This is a genomic window from Microbispora sp. CA-102843 (assembly GCF_050936215.1).
Taxonomy (GTDB): Bacteria; Actinomycetota; Actinomycetes; order Streptosporangiales; family Streptosporangiaceae; genus Microbispora.
The window spans coordinates 4,377,386-4,398,447 of the sequence record NZ_JBNJNF010000001.1; the positions used below are offsets into that span (position 1 = coordinate 4,377,386).

The 21,062-nt window shown below is 72.8% G+C and carries 17 protein-coding genes; 8 read left to right on the forward strand and 9 right to left on the reverse strand.

All coding sequences use genetic code 11. The features are described from left to right. Window positions 1-5 precede the first annotated feature (5 nt). Window positions 6-1,700 carry an AMP-binding protein gene (locus tag ACQEVJ_RS20210; RefSeq protein WP_433103180.1) on the forward strand — a complete coding sequence of 565 codons (1,695 nt, stop codon included), beginning with the start codon at window positions 6-8 and terminating at the stop codon, window positions 1,698-1,700. 23 nt (window positions 1,701-1,723) lie between these two features. On the opposite strand, the gene ACQEVJ_RS20215 is transcribed toward ACQEVJ_RS20210, so the two are convergent. Both ACQEVJ_RS20215 and ACQEVJ_RS20220 read right to left on the reverse strand, forming a co-directional pair. Next, window positions 1,724-2,611: an oxidoreductase gene (locus ACQEVJ_RS20215; protein ID WP_433103182.1), complete on the reverse strand. Its 888-nt coding sequence runs from the start codon at window positions 2,609-2,611 to the stop codon at window positions 1,724-1,726. A 52-nt stretch (window positions 2,612-2,663) separates the two neighbouring features. Next, window positions 2,664-4,097, reverse strand: a complete 1,434-nt coding sequence (locus ACQEVJ_RS20220; RefSeq protein WP_433103184.1) for an MFS transporter — start codon at window positions 4,095-4,097, stop codon at window positions 2,664-2,666. Window positions 4,098-4,310: 213 nt separating this feature from the next. Here ACQEVJ_RS20220 and ACQEVJ_RS20225 point away from each other — a divergent pair, with 213 nt between their 5' ends. Both ACQEVJ_RS20225 and ACQEVJ_RS20230 read left to right on the forward strand, forming a co-directional pair. Further along, window positions 4,311-4,901 carry a TetR/AcrR family transcriptional regulator gene (locus ACQEVJ_RS20225; RefSeq protein WP_433103186.1) on the forward strand — a complete coding sequence of 197 codons (591 nt, stop codon included), beginning with the start codon at window positions 4,311-4,313 and terminating at the stop codon, window positions 4,899-4,901. Window positions 4,902-4,996: 95 nt separating this feature from the next. Beyond that, window positions 4,997-6,505, forward strand: coding sequence for a protein kinase domain-containing protein (locus ACQEVJ_RS20230; RefSeq protein WP_433103188.1), 1,509 nt, complete (start codon window positions 4,997-4,999; stop codon window positions 6,503-6,505). Here the strand turns inward: ACQEVJ_RS20230 and ACQEVJ_RS20235 are convergent. Next, complete coding sequence (locus ACQEVJ_RS20235; RefSeq protein WP_433103190.1) at window positions 6,480-6,959, reverse strand: Lrp/AsnC family transcriptional regulator; 480 nt, start codon at window positions 6,957-6,959, stop codon at window positions 6,480-6,482. The two genes, ACQEVJ_RS20230 and ACQEVJ_RS20235, sit on opposite strands and share 26 nt — an antisense overlap. A 163-nt stretch (window positions 6,960-7,122) precedes the next feature. Here ACQEVJ_RS20235 and ACQEVJ_RS20240 point away from each other — a divergent pair, with 163 nt between their 5' ends. Together ACQEVJ_RS20240 and ACQEVJ_RS20245 are read left to right on the forward strand one after the other, a co-directional pair. Beyond that, a complete protein-coding gene (locus tag ACQEVJ_RS20240; RefSeq protein WP_433103192.1) occupies window positions 7,123-10,566 on the forward strand; it encodes an indolepyruvate ferredoxin oxidoreductase family protein in 3,444 nt (1,147 codons plus the stop codon). Next, window positions 10,563-11,702 (forward strand): acyl-CoA dehydrogenase family protein, encoded by a 1,140-nt coding sequence (locus ACQEVJ_RS20245; protein WP_433103194.1) that lies wholly within the window; start codon window positions 10,563-10,565, stop codon window positions 11,700-11,702. The genes ACQEVJ_RS20240 and ACQEVJ_RS20245 overlap by 4 nt, the downstream gene beginning before the upstream one ends. Window positions 11,703-11,706: 4 nt before the next feature. Here the strand turns inward: ACQEVJ_RS20245 and ACQEVJ_RS20250 are convergent, their stop codons facing one another. Both ACQEVJ_RS20250 and ACQEVJ_RS20255 read right to left on the reverse strand, forming a co-directional pair. Then, window positions 11,707-13,191, reverse strand: a complete 1,485-nt coding sequence (locus tag ACQEVJ_RS20250) for a hypothetical protein (protein ID WP_433103196.1) — start codon at window positions 13,189-13,191, stop codon at window positions 11,707-11,709. Further along, on the reverse strand, window positions 13,188-14,105 hold the full coding sequence (locus ACQEVJ_RS20255; protein WP_433103198.1) for a hypothetical protein: 918 nt from the start codon (window positions 14,103-14,105) through the stop codon (window positions 13,188-13,190). Before ACQEVJ_RS20255 ends, ACQEVJ_RS20250 begins: the two co-directional genes overlap by 4 nt. Before the next feature lie 214 nt (window positions 14,106-14,319). Between ACQEVJ_RS20255 and ACQEVJ_RS20260 the strand changes: the two genes are divergently transcribed. Beyond that, on the forward strand, window positions 14,320-14,895 hold the full coding sequence (locus ACQEVJ_RS20260; RefSeq protein WP_433103200.1) for an NADPH-dependent FMN reductase: 576 nt from the start codon (window positions 14,320-14,322) through the stop codon (window positions 14,893-14,895). A 3-nt stretch (window positions 14,896-14,898) separates the two neighbouring features. Here the strand turns inward: ACQEVJ_RS20260 and ACQEVJ_RS20265 are convergent, their stop codons facing one another. Both ACQEVJ_RS20265 and ACQEVJ_RS20270 read right to left on the reverse strand, forming a co-directional pair. Beyond that, on the reverse strand, window positions 14,899-15,624 hold the full coding sequence (locus ACQEVJ_RS20265) for a VOC family protein (RefSeq protein ID WP_433103202.1): 726 nt from the start codon (window positions 15,622-15,624) through the stop codon (window positions 14,899-14,901). Next, a complete protein-coding gene (locus tag ACQEVJ_RS20270) occupies window positions 15,624-16,250 on the reverse strand; it encodes an HAD-IA family hydrolase (RefSeq protein WP_433103204.1) in 627 nt (208 codons plus the stop codon). Before ACQEVJ_RS20270 ends, ACQEVJ_RS20265 begins: the two co-directional genes overlap by 1 nt. A 181-nt stretch (window positions 16,251-16,431) precedes the next feature. Between ACQEVJ_RS20270 and ACQEVJ_RS20275 the strand changes: the two genes are divergently transcribed. Beyond that, a complete protein-coding gene (locus tag ACQEVJ_RS20275; RefSeq protein WP_433103206.1) occupies window positions 16,432-17,313 on the forward strand; it encodes a DMT family transporter in 882 nt (293 codons plus the stop codon). Between the two features lie 181 nt (window positions 17,314-17,494). Next, window positions 17,495-18,166, forward strand: coding sequence for a lytic polysaccharide monooxygenase auxiliary activity family 9 protein (locus ACQEVJ_RS20280; protein ID WP_433103208.1), 672 nt, complete (start codon window positions 17,495-17,497; stop codon window positions 18,164-18,166). 67 nt (window positions 18,167-18,233) lie between these two features. Here the strand turns inward: ACQEVJ_RS20280 and ACQEVJ_RS20285 are convergent, their stop codons facing one another. Next, complete coding sequence (locus ACQEVJ_RS20285; RefSeq protein ID WP_433103210.1) at window positions 18,234-19,799, reverse strand: M28 family metallopeptidase; 1,566 nt, start codon at window positions 19,797-19,799, stop codon at window positions 18,234-18,236. Window positions 19,800-20,108: 309 nt separating this feature from the next. Continuing rightward, window positions 20,109-20,951, reverse strand: coding sequence for a D-alanyl-D-alanine carboxypeptidase family protein (locus tag ACQEVJ_RS20290; protein ID WP_433103212.1), 843 nt, complete (start codon window positions 20,949-20,951; stop codon window positions 20,109-20,111). Window positions 20,952-21,062 lie beyond the last annotated feature (111 nt).

Genomic DNA, 21,062 nt, shown 5'->3' on the forward strand with positions numbered 1-21,062 from the left:
TCACCGTGAGCGAGACGACCAGCACCCATGTCTTCCGGGAAGCCCGCGACCTGCTGCTCTCCTTAAGGGAGGAGCCCGAGCGGGCGGCACGCGAGTTCGCCTGGCCGGCCTTCGGCGAGAGGTTCAACTGGGCCACGGACTGGTTCGACGCGATCGCCCGGGGAAACGCCCGTACGGCGCTGTGGATCGTGGAGGAGGACGGCTCCGAGCGGCGCTACTCCTTCGACGAGATGGCCCGCCGCTCCGATCAGGTGGCGGCCTGGCTGGCCGCCCAGGGGGTCGGCAAGGGCGACCACGTGCTGCTGATGCTCGGCAACCAGGTCGAGCTGTGGGAGTCGATGCTGGCCGTGATGAAACTCGGCGCGGTGATCATGCCGGCGACCACCGCCCTGGGCGCGGCGGACCTCGCCGACCGCGTAGCGCGGGGACGTGTCCGGCACGTCATCGCCAACGCGGCCGACACGCACAAGTTCGACGGCGTGCCGGGAGATTACGGCCGCGTCTGCGTGGGCGAGGCGAGCGGGTGGCTCCGGTACGGCGACGCCTACGCGACACCGGAGCCGGAGCCGTTCGAGGCCCGGACCTCCCCCGGCGACCCGCTTCTGCTGTACTTCACCTCGGGGACGACGAGCAGGCCGAAGCTCGTGCGGCACACCCAGGTTTCCTATCCGGTGGGGCACCTGACGACGATGTACTTCATCGGCGTGCGGCCGGGCGACGTGCACCTCAACATCAGCTCGCCCGGCTGGGCCAAGCACGCCTGGAGCTGTTTCTTCGCGCCCTGGAACGCCGAGGCGACGGTGTTCGTGCACAACTACTCCCGCTTCGACGCCGCCGCCCTGCTCGGGCAGATCCGGCGCGCCGGGGTCACCACGTTCTGCGCGCCGCCCACGGTCTGGCGGATGCTCATCCAGGCCGACCTCGGGGGCGGGCCGGGTAGCCTGCGCGAGGCACTCGCCGCCGGGGAGCCGCTGAACCCCGAGGTCATCGCCCAGGTGGAGCGGGCGTGGGGGCTCACCGTCCGCGACGGGTACGGCCAGACCGAGACGACCGCGCTGATCGCCAACACGCCCGGCGCGCCCGTGAAGGCCGGCTCGATGGGCCGCCCCCTTCCCGGCGTCCCGGTCGTCGTCGTCGATCCCGTGACCGGCCGACCGGCGGACGAGGGCGAGATCTGCCTCGACCTCGCCGCCCGCCCGGTCAACCTGATGACCGGATATCTGGACGGCGACGAGGGGGCCATGTCCGGGGGCCTCTACCACACAGGCGACGTCGCGGTCCGGGACGCCGACGGCTCGATCACCTTCGTGGGACGCACCGACGACGTGTTCAAGGCGTCCGACTACAAGATCTCGCCGTTCGAGCTGGAGAGCGTGCTCATCGAGCACCCCGCCGTGGCCGAGGCGGCGGTCGTGCCCGCCCCCGACCCGATCCGCCTCGCCGTGCCCAAGGCGTACGTGGTGCCGGCCGCGGGCTGGGAGCCGAACCGGGAGACCGCCGCGGCCATCCTGCGGCACGCCCGCGAGAGGCTCGCGCCCTACCAGCGGGTGCGCCGGATCGAGTTCGCCGAGCTGCCCAAGACCATCTCGGGGAAGATCCGGCGGGTCGAGCTGCGGGCCAGGGAGACCGACGCCGCGGCGGCCGGTACCCGGCTGTCCGAGGAGTGGCGCGACGACCAGTTCCCCGAGCTGCGCGCCTGACCCGGCCGGCCCTCCGCGGGCCGTCACCGCGCGCCGTGCGCGAGGAGGCGGGCGACCGGCTCCTCGGTCAGTCCCACGACGCCGTCGAAGTCCGTCGAACGGCTGACGGCGGCCCACCGCTCCGCCTCGGCCGGGCGGGAGCGGGACGCCTGCTCGGCCATGCGCAGCGCGTCGGAGCCGAGCAGCAGCCGCAGCGGCGGCTCGTCCAGCTCGACCAGCCCGGCGATCACCCTGGCCGCGCGCCGGGGGTCGCCCGGCTGGGCGCCGTCCACCGTTCGCCGGTAGGCGTTGATCCGGCCGACGGTCTGCTCGTAGTCCGCCCCCACCGGCGGGATGCGCATCGACGAGCCGCCCCAGTCCGTACGGAACCCGCCGGGCTCGACGATGACCACGGTGATCCCCAGCGGCCGGACCTCGCTGTTCAGCACCTCCGAGAACCCCTCCACGGCGAACTTGGCCGCCTGGTAGGCGCCGAGCCCCGGCGTGCCCCCGACCCGGCCGCCCACGGAGCCGATCTGCAGGATGTGACCGGACCGCCGCGCGCGCATCACCGGCAGCGCGGCCCTGGTCATGGTGACGACGCCGAACAGGTTGGTCTCGAACTGCGCCCGGAAGTCCTCGTCGGAGGTCTCCTCGATGGGCGCGGAATCGGCGTAGCCCGCGTTGTTCACGAGAACGTCCAGCGAGCCGAACTCCTCGACGGCCAGCCGTACGGCCCGCTGCGCCGCGGCGGCGTCGGTGACGTCCAGTGCGACGGCGCGCGCCCGGTCGCCGTGGGCCCGGACGAGGTCGTCCAGCCGTTCCGGCCGGCGGGCGGTGGCCACGAGGCGGTCGCCGCGTTCGAGCACCTCCCGGGCCAGCGCACGTCCCAGGCCCCGGGACGCGCCGGTGATGAGCCATGTCCTCCGCATGATGTGTGTCTCCTTTCGGTGGTCCCAATTCGGTGGTCCCAATTCGGTGGTCTCAGCGCGCCGCGCCCGCCGGGACCCGCTCGGCCGCCTCGGCGGCGGGCGCCGTACGGCGGCGCGCCCCCGGGACCAGCAGCGCCACGGCGACGGTGGCCGCCAGGGTCACGGCCAGTACCAGGAAGGCGGTGGTGAAGCCCGACTCGTACGGCAGGCCGTCGGCGCGCAGGCGGCCGGTGACGATGGCGCTGACGGCGGCGGTGCCGACGGACCCGCCGATGGTGCGGATGTTGGTGTTCATGCCTCCGGCGACGGCGGTCTGCCGGGGCGGCACGCTCTGCACGATGAGGTTGGTCATCGAGGCGTAGGCCAGGCCGAGACCGAGCCCGAACACCGCCGTGGCGGCGGCGAGCTGCCACGGCCGGTCGTGGTAGGCGGCGAAGCAGGCGCACGACAGCGCGGCGAGCGCGCAGCCCCAGACGAGCTGGGCCTTGACACCGGCGACGCGGGCGAGCGGTCCGCTGACGGTGCCCGCGACGGCCATCGTGACGAGCATCGGCAGCATCAGCAGCCCGGCCCCGGTCACGCTCGATCCGAAGCCGTAGCCCGTCACGGCCGCCGGCATCTGCACGAACAGCGGCAGGAACGCGTACGAGGCGAACATGCCCGCGCCGAAGAGCAGCGCGACCAGGTTGGTCGTCCACACGGCCGGAAGCCGCATCATGCGCATGTCGATCAGCGGGTCGCGCGAGCGCAGCTCGACCGTGATCCATGCGGCGAACAGCACCACGGCGGCGGCGAGCGGCGCGATCACGGCGGCCGAGTCCCACCCCCGGGAGGGCGCCATGCTGAGCGGGACCAGCAGCGCCACCAGCCATCCGGACAGCAGTGCGGCGGCGACCCAGTTGACCCGGCCGGGCGTGCGCACCGGGGATTCGGGGACGTACCGGTACGCCAGGAACGCGGTGGCGACGACGATGATCGCTGGGATCCAGAAGAGCCACCGCCAGCCCAGGGCCTCGACGATCGGGCCCGCGAGCACGATGCCGACGCCGCCGCCGGCGGCGATGACGGCGGACAGGACGCCGACGATCGAGGGGACCCGGGTGGCGGGGAACTCGTCGCGGACGATCCCGAACGAGACGGGGAACACGGCTCCGCCGAGCCCCTGCACGACCCGCCCGGCGATCAGCACCCCGACGTTGGGGGCGAGCGCCGCCACCAGGCACCCGAGGGCGATGGCGGCCAGCGCGACGAGCAGCGTGCGCTCCTTGCCGATCATGTCGGCGATGCGGCCCATGAGGGGCGTGGCGACGGACGCGGACAGCAGCCAGGCGGTGAGCACCCAGGTCACCGTGCTCTGACCGGTGTGCAGGTCGTGCTGGATGGTGGACAGCACCGGGCTGACCAGGGACTGCAGCATGGAGAACGAGGCCGTGGCGGCTGCCAGCGCGAGGAAGATCAGCCGTTGCGGCGAGGTGGTGCGTGACATCGACATCCTTCGACAGGAGGAACCCGCGCGACGAGGCGCGCCGGTGACGCCGCTCCCCGGCCACGGGGACGGCGCGTAACAAGACGAAACAAAGACGATGAACTGGGCGGCGTTGACAGGGAAGACGCGAACGCGAATGCCCGCCTGCTAAAGTCGAGGCGTGCCTCCACATTAGCGGAGGTATGCCTCCGGTACAACCTCGGGAGGATCCCGGTGAACGAGAAGGCGGCCGAAGGCCCCCGGACGAGGGTGCGGCGCCCCCAGCGCGCCGACGCGCGGCGTAACTTCGACGCGCTGCTCGCCGCGGCGCGCGAGGCGTTCGCCGAAGACGGCACGCAGGCCTCGCTGGAGGACATCGCCCGGCGCGCCGGGGTCGGCATCGGCACGCTGTACCGCAACTTCCCCACGCGGCAGGACCTGTTCGACAGCGTGTACCTGGACGAGATCGACGAGCTGTGCAGTGCCGCGGGGCAGGTCGCGGACCTGCCGCCGTGGGAGGCGCTGGCCGCCTGGCTGCGCCGGTTCGTGGACTACGCGGCCACCAAGCGGGCCATCTACGAGGCGCTCAACCGCGACTCGGAGATGATGCGCTCCAGCCGGGCCGCGATGTACGAGGCGGGGGAGCCGCTGTTCGACCGGGCGAGGGAGGTCGGGGAGGTCCGCGGCGACGTGACCTTCGACGACGTCCTGCGGATGATCTCCGGCATCACCGGGGGCGGGTTCGTCGACGACGACCAGCGCGAGCGGGTGCTGGGCATGGCTCTCGACGGCCTCCGGGCCCGCCCCGCCCCGCCCGCCCGGTAGGCGTTCCCGATCCTGCCGATCCGGCCGTTCTCGCTCGGCCTGTCCGAGAGGATAGGTTGGCTCCCGATCAACGGGACGCGAGTGGCCATGAGGAGGTGCGGGACGTGGTGCCGTCCACGCTCGGCGGTCGTTACGAGCTGGAGGAGCTGATCGGCCAGGGCGGGATGGGCGAGGTCTGGCGGGGTCGGGACCTGCGGGCGCACCGCCCCGTGGCGGTGAAGATCCTCACGCCGCAGGTCGCCGGGGTCGCCTCGCGGGAGCGCTTCGCCCGCGAGGCCCGCGCCTCCGCCCGCGTCGTCCATCCCAACGTGGTCACGGTGCTCGACGTGGGCGAGCAGGACGCGCGGCCCTACCTGGTGATGGAGCTGCTCACCGGCCGCAGCCTGGCCGCGGAGCTGCTGGACCGGGGCCGGTACGGCGTGGCGGAGACGTGCGATCTCATGAGCCAGGCCGCCGCGGGCCTGGACGCCGCGCACCGCGCGGGAGTCGTGCACCGGGACGTCAAACCCGCCAACCTGCACCTCACCGCGAGCGGCGTGCTCAAGGTGGTCGACTTCGGCGTCGCCCAGGTGGCGACCGAGGCGGCGCGGCTCACCATGGTGGGCACCGTCGTCGGCACCGCCGCCTACCTGGCTCCTGAGCAGATCGACGGCAGGGGCGGCGGGTCCGCCTGCGATCTCTACGCGCTGGGGTGCGTCTGCTACGAGCTGCTGTGCGGGCACCCGCCGTTCACCGGGTCGGCGCCGGAGCTGGTGTATCAGCACATCCACCAGGCCCCGGTGCCGCCCACCCGGCACCGCCCCGACATCCCCGCCGAGCTGGAGCGCCTGATCATGGCGTTGCTGGCCAAGGACCCCGCCGCCCGGCCAGCCGACGCGGAGGTCGTGCGCCGGATCCTGGCGGCCGTCACCCCCTCGGCGGCGACGCCGGCGCGGGAGGGCGGAATGCATGCGCAGCCCCCGCCGCAGGCGCCGTACGCGGGCGGCGCGCGTGCGGGCGACACCGCGCTGCTCGACGCCCCGCCGCCCGTCGTCCCGGCGCGCCGTACCGCGGGGTCGTCGCCCGAGCGGCGCACGCTCATCCGTCTCGGCGCGGCGGTGGCGGGCCTCGCCGCGGTCACGATCGGCGTGGCGGCGCTGTCCGACGGCGGCGGGCAGGCCGATCCCGCGGTCGCGGCCCAGTCGCCGACGGCCACCCGCGCCGCGACGTCACCCACCCCGGCGAGGAAGGTCTCGCCCAGCGCCACGCCCCGGCTGTCCAGGACACCGTCCCCCAGGCCGTCTCCGAAGCCGTCTCCCACGCCGTCCGCGCGCCGCGTCTACCGGAGCTACCAGGAGTGGCTGGCCGCCTTCGACCACGCCGTCCAGGAGCAGGAGAGCCGGGGCGGCATCGAGCCGAAGCTGGCCCGCGAAGCCCACGAGGCGGTCAGGAAGACGGCCAGGGACATGTCCAGGGGCCATGGCAGGGGCGACAAGGCCGGGCGGCGCGTCCGCGACCTGCTCGTCAAGCTGCGACAGGCGTACCAGGCCGGCAGGCTCGCCGACGGCCCGCTGGTCGACTTCCTGAACGCCACCGGCCTCAGCGCGCGGGAGGGCGACGACTGAGGTCGTCGACCGGCCCGATGTCGCGGGTCCACGAGCCGAGCACGAGCAGGGTCTTGGTGCCGGTCACGTCGCCGGCGCGGCGCAGCCGGTCGATGACCTGCTGGAGGTGGCCGAGGTCGCGGACGCGGACGTGGATGAGCGCGTCCGGGTCGCCGGCGATGGTGAACACCTCCTGCACCTCCGGCACGTCCGTGGCGGTACGGACGATCTTGCCGACCGGGGTCGTGCCGGGATAGCGCAGTTCGGTGAACGCCTCGATGCCCCAGCCGAGCTTGGCGTAGTCGATGCGCACGGTGAAGCCCGTGATGACGCCGATCTCGCGCAGGCGGTCGACCCGCCGCTTGACGGCCGCCACCGACAGGCCGATCTCGGCGGCCATCTCGGAGAAGGTCCTGCGCCCGTCCTCGCGCAACAGGCGCAGCAGCCGATGGTCGATGTCGTCGATCTCCGCCATGGGCATGCTCCCTCTTCAACAGGTATCGGACGCAAAGAACATTAGTGTCCAAGCCGGACTCCTCCATCTTTTTGCGTCTTGTCGGCCTCTTCTCGCGCGATGCTTGCGCGTACGCGGTGGCGTTGGTGTGCTGTGGGTCACCCCCGACCCTCAGGAGGTTCGCGTGTCCTCGCCTCCCGTCTCGCTCGACGACAAGTACGCGGCCGAGCACGGCACCGTGCTGATCTCGGGCGTCCAGGCCCTCGTCCGGCTGACCCTGGAGCAGCGCCGCCTCGACGCCGCGCGTGGCCTGGACACACGGGTCTTCGTCTCCGGATATCCCGGCTCGCCGCTGGGCGGCGTCGACCTGGAGATGGCGAGGGCCGCGCGGTTCCTCAAGGAGGCGGGCGTGGTGGCCCGGCCCGGCCTCAACGAGGAGCTCGCGGCCACGGCGGTCGCGGGCACCCAGCTTCTCTCCCAGGTCCCGGGCCGCCGGCACGAGGGGGTGACCGGGTTCTGGTACGGCAAGAACCCGGGCCTCGACCGGGCCGCCGACGCGATCCGGCACGGCAACGTCGCCGGCACCGCGCCGCTCGGCGGGGCGGTGGCCTGGATCGGCGACGACCCGGGCAGCAAGTCGTCGACCGTGCCCAGCTCCTGCGAGCCCATGTGCCAGAGCCTGTCGATGCCGCTGCTCGCCCCCGGCTCCGTGGCGGAGGTCGTCGAGCTCGGGCTGCACGCGGTGGCGCTGTCGCGGGCCACCGGGCTGTGGGCCGGCCTGAAGATCGTCGCCGACGTCGCCGACGCCTCCGCCACCGTCGACCTCGGTCCGCTGGGCGAGGGCATCCCGATGCCGGACCGCGCCGGCCGGGGGGCGCCGCCCACCCTGGTCGGCCCCGCCTCGCTCGACGCCGAGCACGACATGCTCACCCGCAGGCTCGGCCTGGCCCGCGAGTACGCCCGCGCGCACGGCCTCAACCGGATCACCCACGACGCGCCGCGGGCCACGACGGGCGTGCTCGCGTCCGGCACCTCCTACGCCGTGGTCCTGCGCGCCCTGGCCGACCTCGGCCTGGACGAGGAGGCGATGGACCATCTCGGCCTGCGGCTCATCCGGCTCGCCATGCCGTTCCCGCTCGTGTACGACGACCTCGCCGCGATGACCGCCGGGCTCGACCGGGTGCTCGTGGTGGAGGACAAGGTGCCGTTCCTGGAGGGGCACCTCAAGCAGGCGCTGTACGGCACCGGGCAGCGCCCCGACGTCATCGGCCGCGAACTGCTGACGGCGCGCGGCACGCTCGGCGCCGAGGACGTGGCCGGGGCGCTCGCCACCTGCCTCGGCCCGGACCGCCTTCCCCGGCAGGCGGCCATCCTGTCGCCCGCCCCGTCTTCCGGCCGGGGGAAGCGCCGCATGCTCCCACTGGTCGCCGCCCGCACGCCGTACTTCTGCTCGGGCTGCCCGCACAACGCCTCCACTCGCGCCTCCGACGACACATTGGTGGGTGCGGGCATCGGCTGCCATGCCATGATCGCCTTGGACGGGAACGGACGTGGCAGGCAGGTCGGCATGACGCAGATGGGGGGCGAGGGCGCCCAGTGGTTCGGCCTGGCCCCCTTCACCTCCGACGGCCACTTCACCCAGAACCTCGGTGACGGCACCTTCCACCACTCCGGCTCGCTGGCCGTACGCGCCGCCGTCGCGGCCGGCGTCTCGATGACGTACAAGCTGCTCTACAACGACGCCGTGGCGATGACCGGCGGGCAGCGCGCCGAGGGCCGCCTCGACGTCCCGGCGCTGACGCGGTGGCTGGCGGCCGAGGGGGTGCGCCGGGTCGTGGTCACCACGCCGGAGCCGGAGACCTATCGGGGCGTCCGGCTCGCGCCGATCGCGTCCGTACGGCACCGCGACGACCTCCCGGCCGTGGAGAAGGAGCTCGCCGCGATCGACGGGGTGACCGTGCTGATCCACGACGACCGCTGCGCGGCCGAGGAGCGACGGCTGCGCAAGCGCGGCAAGCTGCCCGCGGCGCCGGCGAGGGTGGTGGTCAACGAGCGCGTGTGCGAGGGCTGCGGCGACTGCGGCGACGCGTCCACCTGCCTGTCCGTGCAGCCGGTGGAGACCGAGTTCGGCCGCAAGACCCGCATCCACCAGGCGTCGTGCAACTCCGACCTGAGCTGCCTCAAGGGCGACTGCCCGTCGTTCCTGCTCGTCGAGCCTCGCCCTGCGACCCCGCGTACGGTCCCCGAGCCGCCGGTGGCGCTGACCGAGCCCGTGGCGCGGTTCCCGGAGCGTTCGGCGTTGCTGCGGATGCCCGGTATCGGCGGCACCGGGGTGGTGACCGTCTCGCAGATCCTGCAGATGGCCGCCCATCTCGACGGCCTGCACGCCGCCGGCCTGGACCAGACCGGGCTGGCGCAGAAGGGCGGTCCCGTCGTCAGCGACGTGCGGATCTCCCCGCAGCCGATCATCGGTGCGGTCCGCGCCGCCCGCGGCACGGCCGACGTCCTGGTCTGCTTCGACGTGCTGGGCGCCGCCACGGACGACAACCTCGCCGTCGCGTCGCCCGGGCGTACGGTCGCCGTCGTGAACACCGCGATCGTGCCGACGGCCGCCATGGTCACCGGCCGCGCCGCGCTCTCCGGACCTGAGGACGCGGTCGCCCGCGTCGCGTCGGCCACCGTGCCCGAGACCGGCCTCCACCTGGACGCAGGCGCGCTGTCCGAGGCGCTGTTCGGCGACCACATGCCCGCCAACCTCGTGCTCGTCGGCGCGGCCTACCAGCACGGCTGCATCCCGATCTCGGCGGACGCGATCGAGCGGGCCATCCGGCTCAACAAGGCGGCCGTGGAGCAGAACCTGGCGGCCTTCCGCTGGGGGCGGGCCGCCGTGATCGACCGCGAGGCCGTGTTCGGCGCCGCCATCCCCCCGGCGCCGCCCGCCGTGCCGGTCGCCGTGCCGGTCGCCGCCGACGCGAGCGGCGACCTGGAGGAGACGCTGGCCGTGCGCGTCGCCGATCTCACCGGCTACCAGAACGCGGAGTACGCCCGCTCGTACGCTCGGGACGTGCGCCGGGTGGCCGCGCTGGCCGCCGAACGGGCGGGGGAGGAGGCCGGCGTGCGCGTCGGGCTCGCGTACGCCCGGGGGCTGCACAAGCTCATGGCGTACAAGGACGAGTACGAGGTCGCCCGGCTGCATCTCGACCCGGTCGAGCGGGCCCGGCGCGAGCGGGAGTTCGGCCCCGGCGCCGCCGTGTCGGTGCTGCTGCACCCGCCGCTGCTGCGGGCGATGGGCCTGGAGCGCAAGATCAGGCTGCGCCGGTCGGCCGGCGTCGTGTTCCGCGGGCTGCGGGCCGCCCGCGTGCTGCGCGGCACCGCGTTCGACGTGTTCGGGCACGCCGCCGTCCGCCGGGTGGAGCGTACGCTGGTCGTGGAGTACCGCGAGCTGGTGACGCGCGCGCTCGGCCGGCTCACCCCGGCGACAGCCGCGGCCGTCGCCGAGATCGCCGCCCTGCCGGACCTGGTCAGGGGATACGAGGACATCAAGCTCGCCCGTGTCGCGGAGTTCCGCGACCGCGCCGCCGCCCTTCTCGCCGAGCTGAACGAGCCCGTCCTCCAGGAGTCATCGTGACCGTCGACCGTCTGCTGCCCGGCCCGGACGCCCGGGACCTCATCGAGCTGACCCGTGAGATCGCCGACAAGGAACTCGCCCGCCGCGTCGACGAGCACGAGCGCGCCGAGACCTACCCCGAGGGGCTGTTCGCCACGCTCGGCGCCGCCGGGCTCCTCGGTCTGGCGTACCCGGAGGAGTACGGCGGGGGCGGCCAGCCGTACGAGGTGTATCTCCAGGTGCTCGAGGAGCTGGCCGCGCGGTGGGCCGCCGTCGCGGTCGCGGTCAGCGTGCACACGCTGTCCTGTCTGCCCCTGGCGGTGTACGGCACGCCGGAGCAGCGGGAGCGCTGGCTGCCGGACATGCTGGCCGGGCGGCTGATCGGCGGCTACAGCCTCTCCGAGCCCCAGGCCGGGTCGGACGCCGCGGCGCTGACCTGCAAGGCCGAGAAGGCCGAGGGCGGCTACCGGATCACCGGCACCAAGGCGTGGATCACCCATGGCGGCCGGGCGGACTTCTACGCGCTGTTCGCCCGCACGGACTCCGGCTCGCGCGGCATCTCCTGCTTCCTCGCCCCGGGCGCCGCCGAGGGCCTGACCTTCGGCCGCCCCGAGGAGAAGATGGGCCTGCACGCCATCCCCACCACGACGGCCCACTGGGACGGCGTGCTGATCGACGCCGACCGCCTCATCGGCGCGGAGGGCCAGGGCCTGCCCATCGCCTTCGGCGCGCTCGACTCCGGCAGGCTGGGCATCGCCGCCTGCGCCGTCGGTCTCGCCCAGGCCGCGCTCGACGAGGCCGTCGCGTACGCCAAGGAGCGCGAGGCATTCGGCAAGAAGATCATCGACCATCAGGGGCTCGGCTTCCTGCTCGCCGACATGGCCGCGGGCGTGGACTGCGCCCGGGCGACGTACCTCGACGCGGCCCGCCGCCGCGACGCTGGCCTGCCGTACAGCAGGCAGGCCAGCGTCGCCAAGCTGGTCGCGACCGACACCGCGATGCGGGTCACCACCGACGCGGTCCAGGTCTTCGGCGGGTACGGCTACACGCGCGAGTTCCGCGTCGAGCGCTACATGCGCGAGGCCAAGATCATGCAGATCTTCGAGGGCACCAACCAGATCCAGCGCCTGGTGATCAGCCGCCACCTCGCCCGCTGACGACTCACCAGTTGGGGTTCAGCGAGAGCACCCGGCTCTCGTCGGCCATCCACTGGTCGAACTCTTCGACCGTGCCGCAGACCGGCGTGCCCCCGAAGTCGCGGGTCAGCTCGGCCAGTTCGGCGAGCGCCGGGCCGGGGCGTCCCTCCGCGAGCGCCGTCTGGACGCGCTCGAACCGGGGCAGGACGACCCCGGTGGCGTACGCGTTGCGTTCCGCGCCCAGCCGCTCCGTCGCCTGACGCAGCTCGCGCAGGACGAGGACGGACGTGATGATCTCGCGTTCGAGCAGGTCCAGCCGTTCGGCGTCGGTGTGGGATGCCCGGGCGGCCACGAGGGCGAGCTGCATCCCCTGGACGATGACGAACCCGGCGGCCTGGCCGGCCAGGCCGCCCACGAGAGCACCCACGACGGGGACGGGGATCACGCTCTGGCCCACGACGCCGCAGCCCCACACGAGAGCGGAGGTGAGGGTCGTCTCGCAGGCCCTGGCGGCGAACTCACCCGCGCCGATCCTGCCGCGCGCGAGGTCGAGCCCGGCCTCCGCGGTCGCGTACACGGCTCCCGAGACGGCGAACGGCAGCGTGCCGCCCCCCAGCGCGTGCGGCAGGACGCCCGCGTCGGCCGCGACGCGGATCGTCTCACCCAGTCCGGCGACCACTCCCGACCGGGCCGCCCCGCGTACGGCCGAGGCCAGGGCCGTGGCGGCGGCGACGGAGGCGGACGTCTCTCCCGCCCGTACGCGTGCGGCCTCGGCCGCGGCCGTCCCGATGCCGGAGACGAGCCCGCCGACCGTCGCCGCGGTCACGGCCGACACGGCCACCTGGCGGGCTCCCGCTTTGACGACCTGCTCGTCCGCCCAGCGCTTCGGGGCGCGGGCGGCCCGCTGGGCCTCCTCGTAGGCGACGCCCCGGCTGCGTACTCCGCCCGCGCTCAGCCGGTCGCCCACGTGGGCGCGGGCGTCACGGTAGTCCTCGTAGCGCAGGCCCTCAGGGGACATGGACAGCCGCCGGTCGAGCAGGTCCTCCACCGCTTGACGCCGGTCGCTCGCCACCAGGCGCTGCATACCCTCGTACTTCGACTGAGCCAGCGCGTGGGCGGCGGAGGGGGCGCGCCCGGTGAGCTTGGCCTGTGCCTGGGCCACGACCCGGCCGCCTTTGACGATGTGCAGGTCGGCGGGCGCGGTCTGGGAGCCGCCCGGCGCCCATTCCGTGACGACGGCCCGCAGCGACGAGCCCTGGGCGATCGCGTCCTGGTTGAACGACAGCGCGTGCATCACCTCGAACAGGTGTCCCGCACGCTGGGCGGTGCCCGTGTTCGCGTATCGTGCGGCCAGCTCGGCGACCACCTCCCGTGTGCGCAGGGTCTCCACCGTCGCCTCGGCGAGCCGCCGGCCGGCCGCGTCCGCCAGTGCCCAGGCCGCCGCGTCCGCGCCGCCGGGCAGGCCCGCTCCGCGTCTCTCTGTCCGGGGGCGCTCGGTGTCCGGGCTCACCCCGCCTCGACCAGTGTGCTCAGCCGGGTGCGGGCGTCGGCGACGACCCGCTGGGACAGGTCGGTGACCCTGCCGTCCTCATCCGCGATCCGCGTGCTCATGACCGCGACGGCGGCGGTGGCGAGCGCGACCGTGACCGCCACCTGGGTGCGCTGGGCCGGGCCGTACAGGCTGTAGTCGGCCTGCTCGTCCACCAGCGCGCGCAGGCCGGGGAGCCGTTCGAGCAGCGCCGCGCGCAGGTCGTCCAGCAGGGCGCGGACGTCCCGGCTGCGCTCGCACACCGCCTCCGCCGACGCCTCCAGCAGGTCGAGCTCGGCGGCGGCCTCCTCCAGCCGGGCCTTCACCTCACGCTGCTCGCCGAGCGCGCCCCGGCCCTTCCATTCCACGAACCCGGCCACCGACAGCACGACCGGGACGGCGATGATGCCGGTCAGCACCAGCGTCCCGGCGGCTACACCGCCGCCGCCCGCAGCCAGCGAGCCGCCGCCCAGCCATGCCAGCGTGGCGCTGGTCGCCGCCGCCCCCGTCAGCGTCGAGATCGCCGTGCCGGTGGAGGCCGCCGCGAACGCCCCCACCGCCGTCCAGGTGAGAGCGCCGAGCCCGGCGCCGGCCACCGCACCGCCGACCAGCGCCGTCACCGCGCCCACCGCGTCGAGCTGGACGTCGCGCAGCTCCACGTCCGGCAGGTCCGCCTCGACCAGGTCGCCGATCAGCGCCAGCTCGGCGAGGTCCACATTCTTCAGCCGGGAGAACGTCTCGGCGAACGGGGTCAGCGCGTCGTCGTAGACCCGCCGCCTGGCGGCCTCCTGCTCCTCGCGTTCACGGGTGGAGCGTTCCTCCACCTCGGCGAACCGCTCGGCGAGCGCCTGCCGGGCACTCTCGTTCCGATTTGCCAGCTTGACCGCTTCGATCATGGAAACGACCATCGTCGGGCCTCTCGACGTGCTGGGGGGCGGGGTTTGGCGGGCCGGTGGGGAACCGGCGATCACGCTCGTGCAGGGCGATGCTAATGATTCCGCTGTTGCATGGATAGATCGATTACGAAAGGGCATGCCGCGTCGGTCGCCTTCTCGATCACGGCGTACTGTTAAGCGGGTTATTTCCGCTTACGACTGTTTTGGGGGAATTGTGGCGAAGCCTGTTCTGCAGATCGTCATCGCGAGCACCCGCCCGGGCCGGACGGGGCTGCCGGTCGCGGAGTGGTTCCACGAGCGCGCGGTGGCCCAGGACGCCTTCGAGGTCGAGATCGTCGATCTGGCCGAGGTGGACCTGCCGTTCATGGACGAGCCGAACCACCCCCGGCTCCGGCAGTACCTCCACCCGCACACCAAGGAGTGGAGCGCGACCATCGAGCGCGGCGACGCGTTCGTGTTCGTCACGCCGGAGTACAACTACGGCTTCAACGCCGTGCTCAAGAACGCCATCGACTACCTGCACCACGAGTGGCAGTACAAGCCGGTCGGGTTCGTCAGCTACGGCGGCGTCTCGGCGGGAACGCGGGCGGTGCAGATGCTCAAGCAGGTCGTCACCACGCTGAAGATGGTGCCGGTGTTCGAGGCGGTCTCCATCCCCTTCGTCGCCCAGCTCCTCGACGAGGAGGGCCGGCTGCAGCCCAACGACGTGATGAACACGGCGGCGGACACGATGGTGGCCGAACTGGCCCGGCTCGCCACCGCGCTGCGGCACCTGCGCCCCGCCGCCTGATACTCAAGGGAGCAGCGCGCCGGTCTCCGGATCCCGCTCGGTGAGGCAGTAGACCCCGCCGGCCGGATCGCGCATGACGATCCAGTGCCGCCCCCGTGCCACGAACGCCGCGCCGTGCCGCTCGTGCCACACCCGGGCGGCCTCGGCGTCGGCGCAGGCCAGGTCGACGTGGGCCGAGCGGCCGGGACCCTCGCCGAGCCGCTGCAGGAGAATCCGCACCGGCATCCCCGGCATCGTCAGCACCGTGAACTCGGGCAGCGACCCCCGGCGTGGGGGCCACCCGGTCAGCGCCGCCCAGAAGGCCACCTCCTCCTCGTACGCGCCGGGGGCGATGTCGAGGCAGACCTGGTCGAGGCGGGTGCCGGCGAGCACGGGCGGCCGCCGCGCCGCGCCCTCCCACGCGACGAGGCAGAAGGCTCTGCCCTCCGGGGAGCGCAGCACGGCCCAGTCGCCGTGGTCGGCGGCGACGGCGGCGCCGAGTGCGACGGCCCCGGCCACGGCGGCCCGGACGTCGTCCACCTCCAGATCGAGATGGGCGCCGCCCTCGCCGCCCACCGCCTGGATCTTCACGCAGGCGTCGCCGGACTCGGGCAGCAGCGTGGCGAACTCCCCGTCGTCGCCCCGGCGGGGGGACAGGCGCGTGCCGGTGACGGCGGTCCAGAACGCCACGGCCTCCTCGAACCTCTCCCTCGGCCGGTCGACGAAGGCCAGCACCCGCCGCACCGCCATCAGGGAGCCTCCTCGAACAGCGGGACCAGCGCCGCCTCCAGGTCCGCCGGGGCGCGGTAGACGACCCCGGTCATGCCGAGCACCCTTGCCGCGTCGACGTTCTCGGCCCGGTCGTCGACGAACAGGCAACGCTCCGGCGGCACGCCCGCGTGCCGGGCGGCGATCTCGAAGATCTTCAGGTCGGGCTTGGCCACACCCACGTCGTAACTGCTCACGACGTGGTCGAAGGCGTCGCGAAGCTCCAGCTCGCGCAGGTGGGCGGCCAGTTCCGAGGTGGCGTTGCTGACGAGCAGGACGGGGACGCGGGCGCGCGCCCGCGTGAGCAGCGCGAGCACCTCCTCGTCCGCCCAGGTGCGGGCGGCCAGCCAGTCGGCGGTCAGCGCGCTCGCCCGCGCGGCCGAGCCCACCAGCCCGGCGAGGACGGGAACGGCCGAGGCCAGCCACTCCTCGCGGGTCACCAGCCCGGTCAGGGCCGGGACCACCAGCGCCGACTCGCCGGTCACCCGGGCCACGGTCCCCGGTTCCACCCCGTACGCCCGCTCGATCTCCGCCTGCTCCTCAAGATCCTGAAATTTCAGGACACCGTCGAAGTCGCACAACACCGCGTCGAATGGTCTGATCGCCACGGTCCGAGCCTACGACCGCCTTGGTCGTCTGCCTTGGTCGCCCGCCTTGGTCGATTGCCCAAAAATGTGCCGTCGGACATGAGGCCGCCGTCGCGGGGGATGGGCGGATACATGGGAGACCCGGTCGCCGAGGGGAGTGGCCGATCATGATGCCGAGGGCTCCGGCGGGCGGGGTGGCGCCGTGATCGTCACGGTGCTTCTCGGCCTCGCGGCCGCGGCCCTCCTCGGCCTGGGCTGGGTCGCGCAGCAGCACGTCGCGTACACCGAACCGCTGGGCGAGATGCTGCACGTGCGCCTGCTGCTCGACCTGGCACGCAAGCCGGTGTGGCTGGCCGGGATCGCCACGATGATCGGCGGGCAGGTCCTCGGGGCGCTGGCCCTGCGGCGTGCCGACGTGGCCTCCGTGGAGCCGCTCCTGGCGACCAACCTCATCTTCGCCCTCGCCGCGGCGGCCCTGTTCTACCAGGAGCGCCTGGGCGCGACGGAATGGCTGGGCGCGGTGCTGGTCAGCGGCGGCGTCGCCGCCTTCCTCGTGGCCGGCCGTCCCCACGGCGGCGGGATGCCGGCGTCGGGCTCCGTGGTGTGGATCGCCGTGCTGGCCGTGGCGGGGGTGGCCGCGGGCATGGTCGCCGTGGCGCTGCGGATGCCTCTGCAGGCCAAGGCGATGCTGCTCGCCGCCGCGGCGGGGGCGTTGTACGGCCTCCAGGACGCGCTGACCCGCGGGTCCCTGCTGATCCTCGCGGGGGGAGCGGTGGCGCTGTTCACCTCCTGGGAGCCCTACCTGTTGCCCGTGATCGCGGCGACCGGCATCCTGCTCAACCAGAGCGCGTTCGACGCCGCGCCGCTGCGGATCTCGCTGCCCGCCACCACCGCGACCGAGCCGATCGTCGGGATCGTCCTGGGAGTCGTGATCTTCGGTGAGCGCCTGCGTGTCGATCCGCCGGCTCTCGCGGGGGAGGTCGGCGGCCTGGTGGCGCTCGTGGTGGGAATCGTCATCCTCGGCCGCTCGCCGTTCCTTGCCAAGTCGGAGCAGGTGCAGCACGCCCCTCGCGACCGGGAGTGAATGAAACGTGCACGGTGCTCTAGTCCTCCAGCGGAGAAACCCGCAGGTGAGAAAGGTGAGCGTCATGACCATTGTTGGTCGGGTAGTCGAACTAATGCGGGTCAACTAGCATCGCTGACGACGTCTGGGAGCGCTCCCCATCTGGCCCGGAATCCCCCCACCGGAAGATGGAGACCCAACAGTGCACGCGCATTCACATCCCCGGATCCGCCGCTGGGCCCTGCGCATCACGGCCCTGCTGACCGCGTCGGTCGCCTGCCTGGTCACCTGGGCGGGCGCCGCCTCCGCCCACGGCTCGGTCGTGGACCCGGCCTCCCGCAACTACGGCTGCTGGCTGCGCTGGGGCAGCGACTTCCAGAACCCGGCCATGGCCCAGCAGGACCCGATGTGCTGGCAGGCGTGGCAGGCCGACACCACCGCCATGTGGAACTGGAACGGCCTCTACCGCATGTCTCTAGGCGGCAACTTCCAGGCCGCGATCCCGAACGGCCAGCTGTGCAGCGGTGGCCACGCGGAGAACGGCCGATACAACGCCATGGACGTCCCCGGCGCGTGGAAGGCGACCGACGTCCGCAACAACTTCACGATCAAGCTGTGGGACCAGGCCGGCCACGGCGCCGACTACCTGCTCGTCTACGTGACCAAGCAGGGCTTCGACCCGACCCGGCAGGCGGTCGGCTGGAACGACCTGCAGTTGCTCATCAAGACCGGCAAGTACGCCCCCGGGCAGTACTACTCGGTCAACCTCAGCACGTCGGGCCGCAGCGGCCGGGCCGTGGTTTACACGATCTGGCAGGCCTCGCACATGGACCAGACGTTCTTCTTCTGCAGTGACGTGAACTTCACGGGCTGACGGCCACGTGAAGCGGGCCCCGCCGGACGTCGTCCGGCGGGGCCCGCGTACGGCTATCGCATACGGATCACCGGGCGGGCGCGCCGTGCGCCTCGCCCACGTGGGCCGCGGTGGTAGCCGCAGTGGTGCGCGCGGCGGCCGCGGTGGTGCGGGTGTCCGGACCGGGCAGGTCCCGGCTGAAGGCGTAGACGGCGGCGGCGGTGGCGATCGCGCCGGTGTTCAGCGCGAGCGCCTTGTCGTTGATGTTGGCGATGGTGTCGCAGGCCTGGTGGTAGCAGGAGTCGTACGCCTCGCCGGCGGTGCCGCCGAACATCGCCTGCTCCTCGGGCGTCTTGACGCCCTCGGCGCCGGTGAACGTCCCGCCGGACGGGATCCCGGCGTCGATGAACGGCCCGTAGTCCGACCGTCCGTCGAAATCGGTGCCGTTGTGGCCCTGATGGAGCGCGTCGAAGTACTTCTCGAAGAGCTTCTCGATCTCGTCGGAGCCCGCCGGGCCGGGACCGGCGCCGGTGGCGTCGGAGTCGTCACCGTCGTAGATCTTCAAGGCGTAGTTCGGCGAGGCGACCATGTCGAAGTTCAGATACAGCTTGATCTTCGCCAGGTCGGCGGGGGACAGGCTCGCGACGTAGTGCTCGGAGCCGAGCAGACCCAGCTCCTCCGCACTCCAGAAGGAGAAGCGCAGCTTGTTCCTGGTCGGGATCTTGCCGAACGCGGTGGCGACCTCCAGGATCGCGGCGCTGCCGGAGCCGTCGTCGTTGATGCCGGGCCCCGCCAGCACGCTGTCCAGGTGCGCCCCGAGCTGCACCACCTTGTTGGGGTCGCCCCACCGGGAGTCGGCGATGACGTTGTGGGTCGTGCGGATCTCGCTGGTGGTGTCGGTCTTCACCCGTACGGACGTCCCTGCGGCGGACAGCTCCTGGCCGACCGCGAAGCTCACGCCCACGGCGGGGATGTGCACGGTGGGCTCGCTCAGCGTGCCCTGCAGGGTCTCGGTGCGCCCGGGCTGGCCCTCGTTCATGATGATCACCGCGGACGCGCCCGCGGCCTGCGCGTTCTCGGCCTTCACCTGGAAGGTGCAGGTGCCGCGCTGGACCAGCGCGACCGCGCCCGCCGGGAAGCCGGCGAAGTCGGCGGCCTCGCAGCCGGAGGTCGACGTGCTGGGCGTGGGGCCGGGAGGCAGCATGAGGTCGACGTTCCGGACGGCTCCGGTGACGTCTCCCGACCCGGAGTAGGTCATCGTGGCGAAGTCGCCGACGCTGCTGCCGTCCGGCGGGGTGGCGGCGTACGTCTTGGGGGAGGGCGCGGTCCGCTGCAGGACCGCGGTGGAGTTCTCCTTGAAGAACGGGAAGTCGAACTCCTGCAGGGTCACCTTGTAGCCGGCCTTCTTCAGCACCCCGGCGACGTAGTCGCGGGAGGCCGCGAAGCCGGGAGTGCCGGCGGCGCGGGTGCCGCCGTTGGCGTTCGCGATGTCCTGCAGCTTGCGCAGGTGCTTCTTCACCGCCGACGCGACCACCGTCTGCGCGATGGCGGCGGGGTCGGGGTCGGCGTTCGCCGGCGCGGCCGGCAGCAGGGGAAGCACGAGGGCGGACGCCGCGGTGGCGACGGCGGCCCGCATGCCGAGCGAGGCGCGCATTGGGCTCTCCTTCGGGTCCAATGACGGTCCGAACGGTTCAGTGGTCCTCAGGTCGTGTGCGACCGAACCAAGCCCTGCTGCGCGTGGCCCAGGCGGCGCCTCGCTGCGTTCTCGTCGTCGCCCATAGCTCTCGGCTATGGGCTCCTCCTCGGCCTTGCGATCACACACTCCCTGCCCCCCGATGGGCACTGATCGGGAACTTAACTGGGTTTGACCGATGCGGGAAGGCCCTGTTTTCTGGCCCGCCGGGGTATTGCGCGGGCCCGCCTCGCCTTGTTGCCCAGCCTTACGCCGAGCCGTACCGCCGGCTCAGCGGTCGGTCGCCCAGTCGAGCAGCGTTTCGGCGGTGTCCCAGCGGCGGCTGGCGACGTCCTCGCCGAGGATGATCCCGATCAGCCGGTGGCCGTCCCGGTCGGCCGCGAACGCCAGGCAGAACCCGGCGGCGTTCGTGGACCCGGTCTTCACGCCGATCGCGCCCGGCAGGCCGAGCATGTGGTTGGTGTTGTACCAGTCGTACTGGCCGTCCTCGGTCGAGTGGTGGCGCGTCGAGGTGACCTTGGTGAAGACCGGGTTCCGCAGCGCGATCTCCGCGAGCCTGGCCTGGTCGCGGGCGGTGGAGTAGCCGTCGCCGCGGGACGTCGGGAGCCCGTCGGCGTTGACGTAATGGGTGTCGTTCAACCCGAGTTCGCGTGCGGTGGCGTTCATCTTGTCCACGAAACCGGGCACGCCAGGGCCGTACACGCGGGCCAGGGCGTGGGCCGCGTCCGCGCCCGAGGGGAGCAGCAGGGCGTACAGCAGTTCGCGGACCGGCAGGGTGTCGCCGGGCTCCAGGTCGGCCGTCGAGCCGTCGTTGTCCCAGGCGTACTCGACGTCCTCGCGCTTGATCGTGACCCGGTCGTCGAGGTTCGCCTCCCGCAGGATGATGTACGCGGTCATCATCTTGGTCAGGCTGGCGACCGGCATGCGCTTGGCGGCGTTCTTGTCCAGCAGGTCCTGACCGGTCGTGGCGTCCCAAAGGTAGACGGCCCGCCCGTACACGTGCGGTGCGGCGTACGTGTGCGTGGAAAGGTGCTGCGTGACGCCGGTGGTGGCCAGGGCGGGAGGGGCGAGAACTGGCGACGCCACCCCCGTGACCAGGGCAAAGGCGGCCATGGAGACACCAAGAGAAACTTTCCGAGCGAACATGCGAATCAGCGTGCCATGACTATTCGGGCTTTTCGGGCGAAAGTTCGCAAAATATCAGCAAAGCGCCCGAACTTATGT